This is a genomic window from Caulobacter vibrioides OR37 (assembly GCF_000372645.1).
In the GTDB taxonomy this organism is placed as follows: domain Bacteria; phylum Pseudomonadota; class Alphaproteobacteria; order Caulobacterales; family Caulobacteraceae; genus Caulobacter; species Caulobacter vibrioides_E.
The window spans coordinates 58426-75659 of the sequence record NZ_APMP01000023.1 but is presented as its reverse complement, the minus strand read 5'-3'; the positions used below and the strand labels follow the sequence as shown (position 1 = coordinate 75659).

Annotated in this window: 11 protein-coding genes; 6 read left to right on the top strand and 5 right to left on the bottom strand. The window is 68.2% G+C overall.

The genetic code is table 11. The features are described 5' to 3' along the window. Nucleotides 1–175: 175 nt before the first annotated feature. The 5 genes from OR37_RS15565 to OR37_RS15545 all read left to right on the top strand — a co-directional run bounded on the left by OR37_RS15565 (nucleotide 176) and on the right by OR37_RS15545 (nucleotide 11642). A complete protein-coding gene (locus OR37_RS15565; RefSeq protein WP_004621888.1) occupies nucleotides 176–2617 on the top strand; it encodes a bifunctional diguanylate cyclase/phosphodiesterase in 2442 nt (813 codons plus the stop codon). A gap of 148 nt (nucleotides 2618–2765) precedes the next feature. Next, a complete protein-coding gene (locus tag OR37_RS15560; protein WP_004621886.1) occupies nucleotides 2766–3860 on the top strand; it encodes an AI-2E family transporter in 1095 nt (364 codons plus the stop codon). Between the two features lie 335 nt (nucleotides 3861–4195). Further along, nucleotides 4196–9019: an NAD-glutamate dehydrogenase gene (locus OR37_RS15555; RefSeq protein ID WP_004621883.1), complete on the top strand. Its 4824-nt coding sequence runs from the start codon at nucleotides 4196–4198 to the stop codon at nucleotides 9017–9019. A 57-nt stretch (nucleotides 9020–9076) separates the two neighbouring features. Continuing rightward, entirely contained in the window at nucleotides 9077–10399 is a 1323-nt protein-coding gene (locus OR37_RS15550; protein ID WP_004621881.1) for an MFS transporter, read from the top strand. Nucleotides 10400–10436: 37 nt separating this feature from the next. Continuing rightward, nucleotides 10437–11642, top strand: a complete 1206-nt coding sequence (locus tag OR37_RS15545; protein ID WP_004621879.1) for a DUF418 domain-containing protein — start codon at nucleotides 10437–10439, stop codon at nucleotides 11640–11642. On the opposite strand, the gene OR37_RS15540 is transcribed toward OR37_RS15545, so the two are convergent. From OR37_RS15540 to OR37_RS15520, 5 genes are all read right to left on the bottom strand, one after another. Next, on the bottom strand, nucleotides 11639–12391 hold the full coding sequence (locus tag OR37_RS15540; RefSeq protein ID WP_004621877.1) for a dienelactone hydrolase family protein: 753 nt from the start codon (nucleotides 12389–12391) through the stop codon (nucleotides 11639–11641). The genes OR37_RS15545 and OR37_RS15540 overlap by 4 nt on opposite strands. 15 nt (nucleotides 12392–12406) lie before the next feature. Continuing rightward, entirely contained in the window at nucleotides 12407–13996 is a 1590-nt protein-coding gene (gene purH / locus OR37_RS15535; protein ID WP_004621875.1) for a bifunctional phosphoribosylaminoimidazolecarboxamide formyltransferase/IMP cyclohydrolase, read from the bottom strand. Between the two features lie 408 nt (nucleotides 13997–14404). Further along, a complete protein-coding gene (locus OR37_RS15530) occupies nucleotides 14405–15244 on the bottom strand; it encodes an aldo/keto reductase (RefSeq protein WP_004621873.1) in 840 nt (279 codons plus the stop codon). A gap of 20 nt (nucleotides 15245–15264) precedes the next feature. Next, nucleotides 15265–15921, bottom strand: coding sequence for a Pr6Pr family membrane protein (locus tag OR37_RS15525; RefSeq protein ID WP_004621871.1), 657 nt, complete (start codon nucleotides 15919–15921; stop codon nucleotides 15265–15267). Beyond that, entirely contained in the window at nucleotides 15918–16277 is a 360-nt protein-coding gene (locus OR37_RS15520; RefSeq protein ID WP_035017533.1) for an MmcQ/YjbR family DNA-binding protein, read from the bottom strand. The genes OR37_RS15525 and OR37_RS15520 overlap by 4 nt, the downstream gene beginning before the upstream one ends. Before the next feature lie 29 nt (nucleotides 16278–16306). Here OR37_RS15520 and OR37_RS15515 point away from each other — a divergent pair, with 29 nt between their 5' ends. After that, on the top strand, nucleotides 16307–17167 hold the full coding sequence (locus OR37_RS15515) for an NAD-dependent epimerase/dehydratase family protein (protein WP_035017532.1): 861 nt from the start codon (nucleotides 16307–16309) through the stop codon (nucleotides 17165–17167). Nucleotides 17168–17234: the final 67 nt, after the last annotated feature.

Below are 17234 nucleotides of genomic sequence, written 5' to 3'. Positions count from 1 at the left end.
CGATCCTCGCCGCCACGCGGCGCTATTGCGCCTAATCCAGCAATCGGCTCGCCGAGGCAAGTCGGGCCAAACCGAAGCTTGGTGTTTCCGGAATGAGGAGGGCTCGATGCGTCCCGTCGGCGTCGTCCGATCAGAAACGGTTTATTCGCAACTTAAGCTGTAGCCATAAGGTCTTATGACCCTAGTGGGGGCGTGCGTGCTTAAGTTTCTGACCTGCCTGACGACGCAGCATGATCTGCGCCTGCTGGTTGTCGCAGTTCTGGTTTGCATGGCGGGATGTTTCACGACCTTCCGCCTCTACTCGCGGATGCGCGGGGCGCGGGGCGTCGTTCGCGCCGCCTGGCTGCTGCTCACCGGTCTCGTCGCGGGGTCGAGCGTCTGGGCCACGCACTTCATCGCCATGGTCGCCTTCACGCCGGGCCTGAAGACGGGCTACAGCCCGACGGGCACCCTGCTGTCGCTGATGATCGCGGCCCTGTTCATGGCTAGCGGTTTCGCCGTCGCCTCGGCCCAACGCAGCACCACCAACGACTTCACCGGCGGCCTTCTGCTCGGGCTTGGCGTCGCGGCCATGCACTATACCGGCATGTCGGCGTTCGTGACCCAAGGACGTCTGGTCTGGGAGCACGCGACGGTCGGCCTTTCCGCCATTCTGGGCGTGAGCGGCGCCGTCGCGGCCCTTGTCGCGGCCGGTAACGCCCGCACGACCAAGCGACAGGCCCTGGGCGGCGGCCTGCTGTCCCTGGGCATCATCGCGCTCCACTTCACCGGCATGTCGGCCATCACCATCATTCCGGACACCTCGATCCAGGTGCCCGACCAGTTGCTGTCGGGCGCGATGCTGACCCTGGCGGTCGGCTCGATCACCGCGATGATCATCCTGGGCGGGCTGGGCGCCGTCGCCATCGAATCCCAGACCTCGCGCTCGGCCCTGGAGCGCATCCGCCGCCTGGCCAACGCCGCCTACGAGGGTCTGGTCGTCGTCCAGTCCGGCAAGATCAACGACGCCAACGCCGCCTTCTGCGAACTGGCCGGCGCGCCGCTGTCGGAGCTGATCGGGCGTCCGCTGATCGGGGCCATGCTGACCATCGAGGACAGCGGTTCCGGCCATGAAGGCGTGCGCCGCGAGGGGCGGCTGCAGCCGGTCGGCGGCGGTCGCGAGATTCCGGTCGAGGTGTTCTCGCGTCTGATGGACGATGGCGCGCGCATCGAGACCTCGGGTCTGACGGTCCTGGCCATCCGTGACCTGCGCGAACGTCGCGCGGCCGAGGAGAAGATCCGCTATCTCGCCGAGCATGACGGCCTGACCGGCTTGCCCAATCGCAATTCGCTGCAAGCCCGCCTGGCGGCCGCCATCGAGCGTGTCGAGGCCTCGGGCGAGAGCCTTTCGGTGTTCTGCATCGACCTCGATCATTTCAAGGACGCCAACGATCAGCACGGACACCAGGCCGGCGACGCCATCCTGGTGGAGACGGCACGCCGACTGCAGGCGGCGGTGCAGTCTCCGTCCTTCGTCGCGCGCCTGGGCGGCGACGAGTTCATCGTCGCGCAGGTCGCCGGCGGCGATCAGCCGGCGGCGGCCGCCGAACTGTCGGGCCGCCTGCTCGAGATGCTGTCGGCGCCCATGGCGTTCGAGGGGCAGGACCTGAGCCTCGCCGCCAGCCTGGGCGTCAGCCTCTATCCGGAAGACGGCCGCGCGGCCGAGACCCTGATGGCTAATGCCGACATGGCGCTCAACCGCGCCAAGGAAAGCGGCCGCGGCGTCTATCGCTTCTTCAAGCGCGAGATGGATGACAGCATCCGCGAGCGCCGCAATCTGGCCCGCGACCTGCGGCAGGGCATCGCCGATGGCGAGCTCGTGGTCCACTACCAGCCCCTGGCCCGGGCGGCCGACGGCGAGGTCTGCGGCTTCGAGGCCCTGGTCCGCTGGAAGCACCCGACGCGGGGCATGATCCCACCGCTGGATTTTATCACCGTGGCCGAGGAGAACGGCCTGATCGGCGCGCTGGGCGACTGGGTCTTGCGCCGCGCCTGCGCCGACGCCGCCGCGTGGGAGAAGCCGCTGCGCATCGCGGTGAATCTCTCGCCGATCCAGCTGCACGATCCGGACCTGCCCAGCCTGGTGCACGAGGTTCTCATCACCTCGGGCCTCTCGCCGTCTCGCCTGGAACTGGAGATCACCGAGAGCGCCCTGTTCAAGGACTACCAGCGGGCGCTGGACAATCTGCGTCGCCTGAAGGCGCTCGGGGTGCGGATCGCCATGGACGATTTCGGCACCGGCTTCTCCTCGCTTTCGACGCTGCAATCGTTCCCGTTCGACAAGATCAAGATCGACAAGAGCTTCGTCGAGAATATCCACCGGCACGACCGGGCCACCGTGATCGTGCGCGCCGTTCTCGGCTTGGGCCGCAGCCTTGAAATTCCGGTCGTCGCCGAGGGCGTCGAGACGGAAGAGCAGATCCTCTTTCTCCGCGGAGAGCAATGCGCCGAGCTGCAGGGCTACGCCATCGGCCGTCCGGCGCCGGTGGACGCCCTGACGGCCTGGACCGTGGCTGGGGCGTCGACGATCGCCGAGCCGGACGTCGGGTCGGCGCGCAAGGTCAAGCGCTCGGCCTGAGCCGGCGTTCCGACCTCGCTCTTCGCTCTTCGCTCTTCCGCGGCGCCATTGTCAAAACCCCGCGTTAGGATTCGGCCGCCCCCGAACGGGGCCTTGCGCGTGGCCGATCGGCGCGGGCAATGTCGTCGCGCCGCCGGAGAGTTCGTTCATGCCCGCCCCCGCCACGCCCCCCGTGACCACCCGCAACGCGGTGGTGTTCCTGGCCGTCCTGGCCGGCGGGGCGACGCTCTACTGGATGCAGGGCATCCTGACCCCGCTGGCCCTGGCGCTCTTCCTGGCCGTGATGATCGACAGCTTCGCCCGGGTGCTGACGACCCGTGTTCCTGGCTTTCCCACTCGCGCCGCCATGCCAACCGCCATGGTGCTGTCGGTCCTGCTCTTCGGAGTGGCCTTCTGGGTGGTGATCGCCAACGGCCGAGGCTTCTTCGACCAACTCAAGGACTACACGCCGCGCCTGAACGAGATCATCGCCCGGGTCGCGCACATCGCCGGGATCAAGGTGGCCCCGACGATCGGCGGCCTGGTGAACGAGCTGAATCCGCAGCGCTTCATAGGCCAGGCGGCGGCCTCGTTCGGCAATTTCGCGTCCAGCGCGGTTTTGGTCCTGATCTATCTCGGATTCATCATCGCCTCGCGCAAAGGCTTCGGCCGCAAGATCGTCGCCCTGTTTCCCCAGCACGCCGAGCGCGAGCGGAACTTGAAGATGTTCCAGCGCATCCGCGACGGGGTCGAGCAGTATCTCTGGATACAGACGGTGACCGGCCTGATGATCGCCGCCTCGGCCTTCGTGGTGATGATGCTGCTGCGGCTGGACAACGCCTTCTTCTGGGCCTTCCTGATCTTCCTGGCGGCCTATATCCCGATCCTGGGGGGCGCGATCGGCTGCTTCCTGCCGCCGCTGTTCGCGCTGGTGCAGTTTCCGCAGAGCTTCTGGCCCGCGATCATCCTGTTCGCCGCCCTGCAGACCATCTTCTTCGTGGTCGGCAACGTCATCTATCCGCGTATGCAGGGCGAAAGCCTGAACATGGACCCGACGGTGGTGCTGCTGTCCTTGGCGCTGTGGGGCGCGCTGTGGGGCGTGCCGGGCATGTTCCTGTCCACGCCTCTGACCGTGGCGGCCATGGTGATCCTGGCCCAGTTCGACGGCTCGCGCTGGATCGCTATCCTTCTTTCCGAAGACGGCGATCCGCAGGGCGAGCGGGCGGCGACGGCGGCCACGCGTTCGACGCCGCGAAAGAAATGAGGGCGGCCCTTAAAATGCCCTCCCACGTCCCTATCTATGTCCTGTCCGGCTCCCCCCACCCGGACACACCGCGGACCACGGCAGGCAAGGCCGCCGTCGCTCCCCGGAAGACGCCCGCCTTCCCCCAAGCGGGCCCGCGCCGTCGGCCTCCCCCAGCCGACGGCGCTTCCGTTTTCGCCTATTAACGACATGCCTTTCCGCCGAGGCTAAGCTGTTGGCGATCCGCGCCGCGTGTTCCGGCGGAAGACGGCGCAAAGATCGCTCTTTCTGGCGCGAAACGTTGAGTTTTTATCGTTCTCCGCTAGGTAAGTCGGTAAAATTTTCGAGGAAGCGAGATGAGCGGCGCCAAGATCAACCCCACCGACAGTCTGGCGGCCGCCTATGCGTTGAAGCGGCAGAAGACTGTCCAGGCCCTGTCGCTCGAGGAGCGGGATTTTCTGGCGCAGGTCGACGCTGATTGGGCGGTCGAGGACGCGCCAGTGCTGTCGGCCACCGCCGCCGCCGCGTCGCTCGCGGAGTTCTGGGACTACGCCGTCGGCGTGAAGGGCGACCAGCCCGTTGTCCGCCTTCGCTCGGCTGGCGAAGCCGGCGCGGGCCGCGACCTGCTGGAGATCGTGCAGCCGGACCGCCCCTTCCTGGTCGATAGCGTGATGGGCGAGATCACCGAGGGCGGCTTTCGCGTTCGGGCCATGTTCCATCCCGTCGTCGAGATCGACGGCCTGCCCCGCTCGCTGATCCAGGTGCACCTCGATCCCGTTGGCGAGGATCGCGTCGAGTTCCTGCTGGAACAGGTGCGCGAGACTCTGTTCGACGTCCGCCGCGCCGTCGGCGACTTCAAGGCGATGCGTGAGCTGATGCATCGCGCTATCTCTGAACTGGCGGCGACGCCCGGGGTCACCAGCGAGGAGGGGCAGCAGGAAGATATCGCGTTCCTGCGTTGGCTCGAGGACGACAACTTCGTGTTCCTGGGTGCGCGGGTCTATGAATATCCGCGCGCGGCGGATGGCGACTACGCGGCCGAGGAACCGCTTTACGAGCCCGAGGCGAGCCTTGGGGTCTTGCGCGACTCCTCGCGCGCGGTGCTGCGCCGCGCCCACGAGCCGGCGGTGCTGTCGGCCCAGCTGCGTCGCCAGCTCGAGACAGGCGCTCCGGTCGCGGTGGCCAAGTCCAATCTGCGGTCGCGGGTCCATCGGCGCGGCTTCATGGACTATGTCGGCATCCGTCGTTACGGCTCCGACGGTCGTCCATGCGGCGAGTTCCGCTTCGTGGGCCTGTTCACCGCCGAGGCCTACGAGACCCCAGCCAACGAGGTGCCGCTGATCCGTCACCGGGTCACCCGCATTATGCGCCGCGCCGCCAAGGCGCCCGGCAGCCACAACGAAAAACGCCTGCGCAACATCCTCGAGACCTGGCCGCGCGACGAGCTGTTCCAGACCAGCGAGGAGACCCTTCTGTCGATGGCGCTGGGGGTGTTGCATCTGATCGACCGGCCTCGGGTTCGGCTGTTCTCGCGGATGGACCCGTTCGACCGCTTCGCCTCGGTGCTGGTCTATATCCCGCGCGAACGCTTCGACACCGAGGTGTGCGAGCGCGCCGGCGCGATCCTGGCCGACGCCTATGACGGCAGGGTGCTCGAATACTATCCCGAGATTTCCGACGCGCCCCTGGCGCGGGCGCACTTCATCGTGGAGGTCACGCCGGGCGACCACCCCGATCCCGACCTCGGTCTGGTCGAGGCGCGCATCGCCGACACCGCGCTGACCTGGGAGGACCGCTTCGAGGCCGTCGTCCGGGCGGGCGGCGCCCCGGCCGGCGGGGTTCGCGCCCTGCTGGCCAAATATGGCCGCGCCTTCCCGCCAGGCTATCGCGATCAGTACGACGCGATCGAGGCGCTGGCCGATATCGACATGGTCGAAGGCCTACGCGCCGACGCGCCGCCGCGCGTCAGGGCCTTCCGCCGCTCCGAGGACGGCCCGCGCACCTTCCGTTTCAAGCTGTATCTGCGCGGCGCGGCCGCCCCTCTGGCCGATGTCCTGCCCATCTTGGAGCGTATGGGCCTAAAGGCGCTGATCGAGGACGGCTTTCGGCTGAGCGTGCAGGAGGCCGACGGGCCGCATCCGATCTGGGTCCACGAGTTCGTGCTCGACGATCCCGCCGGCCAGCATCTGGTGTTCGACGACATCCGCGAGGTTTTTGAAGAAGCCTTCGTCGCCATCTGGACTCGCCGAACCGAAAACGACGGCTTTAATCGGATCGTGCTGGAGCTGGCGGTGACGTGGCGCGAGGCCGCCCTGGTGCGCGCTCTGGCCCGCTATCGCCAGCAATCCGGGCTCGACCCCAGCCAACTGGTGCAGGAAGCCGCCCTCCGGGATCATCCGGCGGTCACCCGTCTGATCCTGGATCTCTTCCAGGTGCGCTTCGATCCGGCCATCCGCGCCGATCTCGCCACGCGCGAGCAGCAGGCCAAGGCCGTCCAGGAAAAGATCGTCGAGGCGCTGCAGGCCGTTGAGAGCCTCGACGCCGACCGCGTCCTGCGTCGCCTGGCCGCCCTGGTCGGCGCGATTCAGCGCACGAACTTCTATCAGCCGGCCGCCGACGGCGGACCCAAGCCCTATATCAGCTTCAAGATCGCCTCGCGCGAACTGGAAGACCTGCCGGCCCCCAAGCCGTTCCGCGAGATCTATGTCTCGGCGCCGCATGTCGAGGGCGTGCATCTGCGTTTCGGTCCGGTCGCGCGGGGTGGCCTGCGCTGGTCCGATCGCCGCGACGATTTCCGCACCGAGGTGCTGGGCCTGGTGAAGGCTCAGCAGGTCAAGAACGCCGTCATCGTGCCGGTCGGCTCCAAGGGCGGCTTCTATCCGAAGCAACTGCCGCGCGGCGGCGATCGCGACGCCATCCAGGCCGAGGCGATCCGCGCCTACAAGACGTTCCTGTCGGGCCTACTGGACCTGACGGACAATATCGACGCCGACAACCAGGTCGTGCCGCCGACCTCGGTCGTCGTTTATGACGGCCACGACCCCTATCTGGTCGTCGCCGCCGACAAGGGCACGGCCACCTTCTCCGACATCGCCAACGGCGTCGCGGAGGACTACGGCTTCTGGCTCGGCGACGCCTTCGCGTCGGGCGGCTCGGTCGGCTACGACCACAAGGTCATGGGCATCACGGCCCGCGGCGCCTGGGAGGCCGTCAAGCGCCACTTCCGCGAACTGGGCAAGGACATCCAGACCCAGACCTTCACCGCCGTGGGCGTCGGCGACATGTCGGGCGACGTGTTCGGCAACGGGATGCTGCTGTCGAAGCAGACCAAACTGCTGGCCGCCTTCGATCACCGCCACATCTTCCTCGATCCGAACCCGGATCCGGCGGTCTCGTGGGCCGAGCGCGACCGGATGTTCAAGCTGCCGCGCTCGTCGTGGGACGATTACGACAAGTCGAAGATCTCTCCCGGCGGCGGCGTCTTCGCCCGTAGCCTCAAGAGCATTCCGCTGTCGAAGGAGGTCCGCGATCTCTTCGAGATCAAGGCCGAGGCCGTGTCGCCGGCCGAGCTGATGACCGCGATCCTGAAGTCCAAGGCCGAACTGCTCTATCTCGGCGGCATCGGCACCTATGTGAAGGCCAAGGGCGAGAGCCACGCCGACGCAGGCGACAAGGCCAACGACGCCATCCGGGTCAACGGGTCGGACCTGCGGGTCAAGGTGGTGGGCGAAGGCGCGAACCTCGGCCTGACCCAGGCCGGCCGGATCGAGTTCGCCCAGGCTGGCGGCCATATCAACACCGACGCGATCGACAACTCGGCCGGCGTCGACAGCTCCGACCACGAGGTCAACATCAAGATCCTGACCGGCATTCTGGAGCGTTCGGGCGAGCTCTCGCGACCCGACCGCAACACCTTGCTGGCCTCGATGACCAATGATGTCGGACACCATGTCCTGGAGCACAACTACGATCAGACCCTGGCCCTGACGCTTCTGGAAAGCGACGCGGTCAGCGAGATCGACGCCCAGATCCGCTACATGGTCGATCTGGAGCAGCGCGGCCGCCTGGATCGCAAGGTGGAGGGCCTGCCGACCAACACCGTGCTGCTGGAGCGCAAGGCGGCGAGCAAGGGCCTGACGCGGCCCGAACTGGCCGTGCTGCTGGCCTATGGCAAGCTGGACCTGTTCGACGAGATCGTCGCCAGCTCGGCGCCGGATGATGCGTGGTTCGAAGCCACGCTGGAGGGCTACTTCCCCAAGGCGCTCGGCAAGTACGCCGACGCGATGCAGAAGCACCGCCTGAAGCGCGAGATCATCGCCACGGTGGTCGGCAACCAGATGGTCAACATGTGCGGACCGACCTTCGCCAGCCGTCTGAAGGCGGCGGCCGGGGCGGACGTCAGGGCGGTGGTCGTCGGCTTTACCGCCGCGCGTGAGATCCTCGGCGTCGACGCCCTCTGGGATCAGGTCAACACGCTGGACAATCAAGCCTCGGCGGCCGGTCAGACCGCGCTCTACAAGGCCCTGGCCTACGCCTTGCGCAGCCTCGCCTTCTGGCTCGCCCGTCGCGCCGTTCGGGACAGCTCCAGCGTCCAGCAACTGGTCGAGGCCTATGGCCCGTCGGTCGCGGCGCTGAAGGCCCATACGCCGGCCAACCTGTCGCCCTTCGAGCAGAAGGCGGTGTCGAAGCGCGCGAAGGCCTATGTGGCCGATGGCGCGCCCGAAGCCCTGGCCCAGGCCGTCGCGGCCTTGCAGCCGCTGACCACGGCGGCCGATCTGGTCGATCTGGCCAATGCGTCCAGCTGGAGCGTCGAGAACGTCGCCCGCCTCTATCACCAGGTTGGGGCGGCGTTCGGCTTCGACCGGTTGCGGGGCGCGGCCGGTTCGTTCGTCGGCGGCGACAGCTTCGAGCGCCTGGCGGTCCGCCGCCTGATCGAGGACATGCTGACCGAGCAGACCTCGATCACCCAGCAGGTGCTAAAGTTCGCCGCCAACGCCCAGGCCGGCGAGGACGAAGGCTCGGCCAAGGCGGCGATCGCGTCCTGGTCGGCCCTGCGCGGCGACCGCCCCAAGGCGGTCAAGCGCACGATCGAGGATATCGAACAGGCGGGCGGCGGCTGGACCTTCGCCAAGCTGACCATCGCCAACGCGGCCCTGCGCGAGCTGTCGGCCGCCGCTTAAGGCTAGCTCCTTCGCCGCCTCTCCCTTACGAGGGGAGGGGCGGCAGGGAGCGTCAGCATGGACCGGGGTGATCGCCAGCGTTTGGCTTGGGCGCTCTATGAGTGGGCCCAACAGCCCTATTGGGCGCTGATCGCGACCTTTATCTTCGTGCCCTATTTCGCGGCGGGTTTCGTCGGCGACGCGACGCGCGGCCAGAGCCTGCTGGGCTATGCCGGCGCGGTCTCGGGTCTGCTGATCGCGATCCTGTCGCCGTTGGTCGGAGCGGACGTCGACACGCGGCGCAATCCCCGTGTCTGGCTGGTGGGTCTGGCGTTTCCCTTCGTCGTCGCCAGCGTCGGACTGTGGTGGGCGGTTCCAGGCGAGACCGCGCGGATTCCGCTGATCCTGGGCTTTCTGGTCGTCGCCGGCGTCGTGACGGAGCTGGGCGGGTCGGTGATGAACGCCCTGCTGCCGGTCGTCGCCAAGCCCGGGCAGATCGGGCGGCTGTCGGGCACGGCCTGGGCCTTGGCCTATGTCGGGTCGCTGGTCTCGCTGTTCATCGTGCTCTTCTGCTTCTCGCTGCCCAAGATTCCCCTGCTGGGGCTGTCCAAGGCGCTGCACGAGCCCGATCGCGTCGTCGGACCGCTGGTGGCGGTCTGGTTCCTGCTGTTCTCCTGGCCGCTGATGCTGGCCGCGCCCAAGCCGCCGGCCGCCAGCGGAACCCGGCCCCTGGCCGAGCTCTGGGAGACGATCCGGAGCCTGCCCCGTCGCCCGCACATGTTGCGCTTTCTCGTCGGCCGGATGCTGCTGGGCGACGGCATTTCCAGCTTCATCGCGTTCGGCGGCGTGCTGGCGGCGGGGCTGTTCGGCTGGACGACCTCGCAGCTCGGGATCTACGCGATCGCCCTGTCGACCATGGCGGGCCTTGGCACGTTCGTCGGCGGGCGCGTCGACCAGAAGATCGGCTCCAAGCGGACGGTGCTGCTGGCCACGGCCATCGTGCTGTTCGGCGCCGTCGGGGTCGGCATGGTCGGCAAGGATACGGTGTTCTTTATGATCCACGTCGCTCCGGCCAAGAGCGGGGCCCTGTTCGCCAGCACGCCCGAGCGGGTGTTCCTGTTCTTCAGCCTGTTCGTCGGCCTGACGTTCGGCCCGGCCCAGGCGTCCTTGCGCGCCTGGATGGCCCAGTTGGCGCCGGCCGGCGAGACCGGACGCTGGTTCGGGCTCTACGCCCTTTCGGGCAAGGCCACGGCGTTCATGGCGCCGCTGATCATCGCCATCGGCACCCGCATCTTCGCCGAGCAGCGGATCGCCGTCGTCGTCTCCGCCGGGTTCCTGGCCGCCGGCGCCCTGGTCCTGGCCACCGCGCCTCGCATAGCGCCGGTTGCCGAACGAGACTGAAAGGGGCAGGGTCTCCGCCCGGGGAGGGACGGACGCCATGACCAAGGATCGCATCGTTCTGCTGGACGCCCTGCGCGGTCTGGGGGTTCTGGGGATTTTGTTGTGCAACGCCCCCGACTTCGCCGTCGCCCCGAACGTCGCCGAGTCGGTCAAGCATTGGCCGTTCGGGACCAGCCCCGCCACGCTCGCGGTCTGGGTCGTCACCCAATGGCTGTTTCAGCGCAAGTTCGTGACCCTGTTCTCCATGCTGTTCGGCGTGTCGATCTTCCTGGTCGGCGGCGAGCGGTCCGACCTGGAGCGGGGCGCGATCCTGCGGCGGCGTCTGGGCTGGATGGTCGTCTTCGGCCTGCTGCACGGCTTCGCCATCTGGTACGGCGACGTGCTGCTGAGCTACGCCCTGGCGGGGTTTGCCGTGATGCTGGCCCGATCCTGGGCACCCCGACGTCTGCTGCGGGTCGGAATCACGATCTGGTCGGCCTTCTCCCTGATGCTGATCACCGGGACCGTCGCCGCCTTGATTTTCGGCCATGACGCCGCGCGGGAAGGGTTGGAGGTCGCCAAGGAACTGGCCAAGGCCAAGGCGGCCGAGACGCAGTACGGCGGCGGCTTCGCGCAGTCCTTGATTCAGAACGCCAGGGATCGCGCGGCCATTCTTCCGAACGAGCCCTTCATCTTCGCCATGACCGCCAGCCTGATGCTGATCGGCCTGGGCTGCTTCAAGGCTGGTCTGTTCACCGGGGAGGCCAGCGCGCGGACCTATCGGATCCTGATCGCGGTCGGCCTGCTGGCCTTGGCGGTGGTCGGCGCGATGTTCATCGCCCTGCCGTTGCTGGGCCTGCCGCGTCCGCTGGCCGCGATGGCGGGGGCGGTTCAGATGGTCACGGCTCCGCTGACCACCCTGGCCTATGTCAGCCTGATGGTCCTGGCGTCGCGGTCGCGAGGCGTCTGGGCGGCGATCCCGAAGGCCTTGGCGCCGGTGGGACAGATGGCCTTCTCCAACTATCTGACCCAGTCGTTGATCATGACCGCCGTCTTCTACGGCGGGCGCGGCCTGGATCTGCACGGCAAGGTCGACCGGCCCGGACTGGCGGCGATCACCGTGGCGATCTGGGTCCTGCAGATCCTGTGGTCGCGCTGGTGGATGGACCGCTTCGAGATGGGACCGCTGGAGTGGGTCTGGCGGCGCCTCTATCGCGGCCCGACCCGCCTGCGTCGCCCGCGCCTGTCGCCTGTTCCAGCCTAAAAGCAGGCCTCTAGCGCCCGGGTGAAATAGGCCTGAACCTCTTGGAAGAGGTCGGGCCTGTAACGCGCCCGGGGATCGTTGGCGTGGTCGTCGTCGAAGGCGTGGGTGGCGTCGGGCAGGAAGAGCTCGTCGACCGTCAGGCCGTCGCGCGACAGGCGGTCTAGGGCGGCCTTGGGCAGCTTCCAGCCGACCACCTGATCCTTGCCGGCGATCACCGACCAGACCGGCGGCGGTTCGGCGCCCCAGCCTCGCCGCGTCGTCAGGGCCGGATAGCCGGCATAGGGATAGACCAGCAGGGCCCCTCTCACCGAACGCCGCAGCCGCGCCGGCTCGGCGTCCGTGATGCCCGTCAAGGTCGCCGTGCGCTCGCCCAGGGCGTAGGCGTCCATAATCGTCCAGCCGCCATGGCTCCAGCCGGCCAGGAAGACGCGGTCGGCGTCCGCCCAATCCTGCCCCTCCAGCCAGGCCAGCATCGCGAAGACGTCGCCGGCTCGCTTGTGGCCACGCACAGCGAGACCGGTGCAGACCGTCAGCTTGGCTTGCAGCGGCGTGACGCCGCGCGGCTTGAACGAGTCGACCACCACGGCCGCCCATCCCGCCTTGACCGCGACCCGGGCGTAGTCCTCGAGGAACGGGGTCTTGCCGCCGCAGCCGTGAAGGATCAGCGCCACCGGGAAAGGGCCCGGCCCGACCGGCTTGAACACCCGGGAATGTTGGGCGAGCTGGTCGCCCCAGGCGGCGCTGTCCATGAAGGCTCGAGACTCCTAGTGCCTGAACACCCTAACGCCGGTGAAGGCCATGGCCAGACCCAGCTTGTCGGCCGCCTCGATCACCTCGGCGTCGCGCATCGAGCCGCCCGGCTGGATGATCGCCGTCGCCCCGGCCTCGGCGGCCTGGATCAGGCCGTCCGCGAACGGGAAGAAGGCTTCCGAGGCGCAGGCGCAGCCCTTCAGGTCGAGGCCGAAGTCGGCGGCGCGCAGGGCCGCGATCCGCGCCGAGTCCTTGCGGTTCATCTGGCCGGCGCCGACCCCCAGGGTCTGGCCGGCGCGGGCATAGACGATGGCGTTCGACTTCACGTGCTTGCCGACGGTAAAGGCGAACAGCATGTCGCGCACCTCTTCGTCGGTCGGCTGGCGCTTGGTGACGATCTTCAGATCGGTCGCCTTGATCCGCGCGTCGTCGCGGGACTGGACCAGGAAGCCGCCGGCCACGCTCTTGAACGTGTCGCCGGTCGACAGCGGATCCGGCAGACCGCCGGTCACCAGCAGGCGCAGGTTCTTCTTGGCCGCGAACACGGCCACGGCGTCCTCGTCGGCCTCGGGGGCGATCACCACCTCGGTGAAGATCTCGACCATGGCTTCGGCCGCCTCGCGGGTCAGGCGCGAGTTCACCGCCACGATGCCGCCGAAGGCCGAGGTCGGGTCGCAGGCGAGCGCCCGCTCATAGGCCTCGCGCTGGGTCGCGCCCACGGCCACGCCGCACGGGTTGGCGTGCTTGATGATCGCCACGGCCGGGCCGGCCGCCGGATCGAACTCGGCGATCAGCTCGAAGGCCGCGTCGGTGTCGTTGATGTTGTTGTAGCTGAGCTCCTTGCCCTGCAGCTGCTTGGCCGTGGCCACGCCCGGGCGCGGGTTCGGGAAGGTGTAGAAGGCCGCCTTCTGGTGCGGATTCTCGCCATAGCGCATGGTCTGGCGCAACTCGCCGGCGATCGACTTGCGGGCCGGAAAGTCCTGGCCGAGCGCCTCCGCGAACCAGGCCGAGATCGCCGCGTCATAGGCCGCCGTGCGGGCATAGGCGCGGGCCGCCAGGGTCTGGCGCAGGGCCAGGGTCGTTCCGCCGGCCTTCAGGGCTTCCAGCACCTCGGCGAGATCGGCCGGATCGGTGCAGACGGCGACATAGCCGTGGTTCTTGGCCGCCGAGCGGATCATGGCTGGGCCGCCGATGTCGATGTTCTCGACACATTCGGCGTAGGATCCCCCCTTCGCGACTGTCGCCTCGAACGGATAGAGGTTCACATAGAGGATATCGATGCCGCCGATGCCGTGGTCGGCCATTGCCTTGGCGTGATCGGCCGCGTCGCGCACGCCTAGAAGCCCGCCGTGCACCACCGGGTGCAGGGTCTTGACCCTGCCGTCCATCATTTCGGGGAAGCCCGTCAGGTCCGAAACGTCCTTGACCGGGATGCCGGCGGCGGCGATCGCGGCCTTGGTGCCGCCGGTCGAGACCAGCTCGACCCCGGCCTCGTGCAGCGTCTTGGCGGCCTCCACCAGGCCGGTCTTGTCGGAGACTGACAGCAGGGCGCGCTTGGGGGCGACGAGATCGGGGGCGGACGGATAGTCGGGGGCGGCGGGCACGGCGGACTCCTGGTTTCGTGGTCGAAAAAGCGGAGCCCAGGCGCGCGGCGGCTTGCGAGCCGTGAAAGTGGACGCCGGTTTTGCGTCTGCTCGCAAGCTCTCAAGCAACGCGCCTTTCCGGGCGGCGGAACGACGTCCCGCCTGAAAGGCGCGCGGTCCACGCTCCCCGGTGGTTTCCCACCTTCAACGCCAGTCACGCGAACGCGGCGGAAAATACGGCGGCGGGCGGGGGAGTCAATGCGGCCGCCAAGAAGCTCCCCCGCGTTGCGGGGAGCATCTTGGCGGCGTTGCGCCCTTCCAGGATCCCAACGCCCTCACGGCCAAGCCGCCGAGCAGCACGTCATGGTCCATCTTCACGCGCTACCTTCAACAGCCCGGCGGCGCCCGGACGCGATGTGGGCGGCGACCCTATTCCGCGTCCCAGCGGTAGGCCTTGTCCAGCCAGTCGCCCAGCCGACCATCCGGTCGGGCCAGACCATGGATGCGGGTCATCTCGTCCTCGGTCAGCTCGAAGTCCAGCACGTCGAAGTTCTCCTCGACGCGCTTGGGGTTGCTGGTGCGCGGGATGGCGATGACGCCTTGCTGGATGATCCAGCGCAGGGTGATCTGGCCCGGCGTCTTGCCGTGGGCGCGGCCGATCTCGATCAGCACCGGGTCCTGGGCGACCTTGCCCTGGGCCAGCGGCGACCAGGCGGTGATCGAGGTTCCCAGTTCGTCGGCCTTGGCCTTAAGGGTCTTCAGCGACAGATAGGGGTGATACTCGACCTGGTCGGTGGCGATCGGGGCCTCCGACAGGCTGGCGGCTTCCGCCAGCAGCGCCGAGGGGAAGTTGGACAGGCCGATGGCGCGGGTCCAGCCGCGCGAACGGACCTCGTTCAGGGCCTTCAGGGTTTCGGCCAGCGGGACCTCGGGCTTGGGCCAGTGCAGCAGTAGCAGGTCGACATGGTCGACGCCTAGCCGCTCCAGGCTTTTCTCGGCCGAACGCTGCAGGTCGCCGTCGGCGAACTTGTCGATCCAGACCTTGGTGGTCAGGAAGATTTCGTCGCGCTTGACGCCGCTGGCCTTGATGGCCGCGCCGACGTCGCGTTCGTTGCCATAGATCTGGGCGGTGTCGATGTGGCGATAGCCGACCTCCAGGGCCTTCTCGACCAGCGGAACGGCGGTTCCGTTCTCGAGCTGCCAAGTGCCGAAGCCGAGGGCGGGCATCAGGACGTCGCCCGAGCGGATGGCGGGAACAAGCTTGGACATCGGAAACTCCAGAAGAACGGTCAGGCCGATATAGGCGCGGGACGGACCAGCGCCAGCCTGGCCCGAACGCGCGAGAGGGCGGTAAGGATCAGGGCGACGCCGGCGAAGGCCGCGCTCATCGCCAGGATGTTCAGCATCACCGCCGGGTAGCCGTGCTTGGCGGCGTTCATGAACGGGTACGGATACCAGCCCGATAGCGCGCCGTGCAGCTCGGTCCAGGCGGCGAATAGCGCCGGGAAGGGGAGCGCCTTGGCCGCCGCGATCCAGCGCGCCTCGCCCTCGCCCCCGCGCGCGGCCAGGTCGATCAGATAGGCCAGGGGCGTGACGGTGTGCAGGATGGTGTCGGCGACAAGGTCCAGGCCCTTGGGACTCCACTCGCTGGCCAGTATCAGGTGGTAGACCAGGGCCGTGATCGTCAGATAGGTGGCGATCGCGACGCGCGGGCCGGCGCGCTCGGCCCAGGCGGCGAAGCGTCCCAAGGATGTGTCGCCCGAAGCGATCAGAGGCGCGACCAGAGCGGCGGCGGCCAGCAGGTTCGACAGGTTCGTGAAGTAGCTGAAATAGCGCACGGTCTTGATCGCGCCCGTGGCCAGGGTCTGATCATGCGTCATCAGCCAGTACTGCAGCGCCGGCCCCAGACAGGCGACAGCGGCGATCGCGATACGCCAAACCTTCATGCTTGCTCCCCGTGCGCCTCGTCCCAGGCCTTAAGCACCTTTTTGGGCGCGGTGGCGCGCCATTGGCGCAGGACCAGACGCCGTACCGTGCCCGGATGGGCCGCCGCAAGCCGAACCAGCACGATCGGATAGTTCCGATAGTGGTCGGTGAAATGGAAGATGTCGGGCTCGGCCTCGACCAGCATGTCGCGCTCGTCGAACGGCACGCCGAGGCAGACCAGGCTTTCGCCGTCCTCGTGAGGCCGGACCAGGATCTTGCCGTGCGCCTTCAGGCACGGACGACCATACGCCGTTGCGTCCTCGACCCCGGGCAGGCGCGAGGCGAAGGCGCGGACGTCTTCATAGGTCATGGGCAAGCTCCGGATAGCCTGACTATATGAGGGGAATGGATTTCGAGAACACCCTGAAGACGCCGGTGCTGGTGCTGGGCGCGACCAGTCTGATCGGCGGCCATCTGCTGGCGCGGCTGAAGAGCGAGGGGCTGGACCCGGTCGCGATCAGCCGCCGGCCGCCGTCGAACGACGCCTGCTGGCTGGATGGCGACCTCAAGGATCCCGACCTGGCCGATCGTCTGCCGGCGGCGGCCACGGTGTTCTCATTGTCGCCGATCTGGCTTCTGCCGTCGGCCCTGCCGGCCTTGAAGGCGCGAGGCCTGAGCCGGCTGATCGCCTTTTCCTCGACCAGCCGTTTCACCAAGACCGACTCGCCCGACGCCGGCGAGCGGGCGGTGGCGGCGGACCTGGCGCGGGCCGAAGCCGCCGTGGAGGCCTGGTGCGCGGCCCATGACGTGGCCTGGACCATCCTGCGGCCGACCCTGATCTATGACGAGGGACGCGACGGGAACGTCAGTCGCATCGCCCGCCTGGCGCGGCGCTTTCACGTGATGCCGTTGTCGGGGGCGGGCGAGGGTCTGCGCCAGCCGGTCCACGCCGAGGATCTGGCCGCCGGCGCCCTGGCCGCGGCCCACGCGCCGGCGACGCGAAACCGGGCCTACGACTTGGTCGGCGGGGAAACGGTGACCTATCGCGTGATGGTCGACCGGATCTTCGAGGGCCTCGGCCAGCGACCGCGCAGCCTGCCCATGCCGACCTGGCTTTTCGCCCTGGTGATGCGGCTGGCCAGGCCCTTCTATCCAGGCGCGACCACGGCCATGGGGACGCGGATGGGCCAGGACCTGACGTTCGATTCGTCGGCGGCCGCGCGGGATTTCGGCTGGGCGCCGAGGGCGTTCCACCCCCGCTTTTGAGCGTATACGAAAACGCCCCCGATCCGGGAGGATCGAGGGCGCTTCGAAATCGTGCGGAGGGCCCTGG

Coding starts and splice junctions, on each gene's coding strand:
- OR37_RS15565 (WP_004621888.1), top strand. CDS start 176: ATGACCCTAGTGGGGGCGTGCGTGCTTAAGTTTCTGACCTGCCTGACG.
- OR37_RS15530 (WP_004621873.1), bottom strand. CDS start 15,244: ATGTCCAAGCTTGTTCCCGCCATCCGCTCGGGCGACGTCCTGATGCCC.
- OR37_RS15550 (WP_004621881.1), top strand. CDS start 9,077: ATGGACCGGGGTGATCGCCAGCGTTTGGCTTGGGCGCTCTATGAGTGG.
- OR37_RS15545 (WP_004621879.1), top strand. CDS start 10,437: ATGACCAAGGATCGCATCGTTCTGCTGGACGCCCTGCGCGGTCTGGGG.
- OR37_RS15560 (WP_004621886.1), top strand. CDS start 2,766: ATGCCCGCCCCCGCCACGCCCCCCGTGACCACCCGCAACGCGGTGGTG.
- OR37_RS15515 (WP_035017532.1), top strand. CDS start 16,307: ATGGATTTCGAGAACACCCTGAAGACGCCGGTGCTGGTGCTGGGCGCG.
- OR37_RS15555 (WP_004621883.1), top strand. CDS start 4,196: ATGAGCGGCGCCAAGATCAACCCCACCGACAGTCTGGCGGCCGCCTAT.
- OR37_RS15525 (WP_004621871.1), bottom strand. CDS start 15,921: ATGAAGGTTTGGCGTATCGCGATCGCCGCTGTCGCCTGTCTGGGGCCG.
- OR37_RS15540 (WP_004621877.1), bottom strand. CDS start 12,391: ATGGACAGCGCCGCCTGGGGCGACCAGCTCGCCCAACATTCCCGGGTG.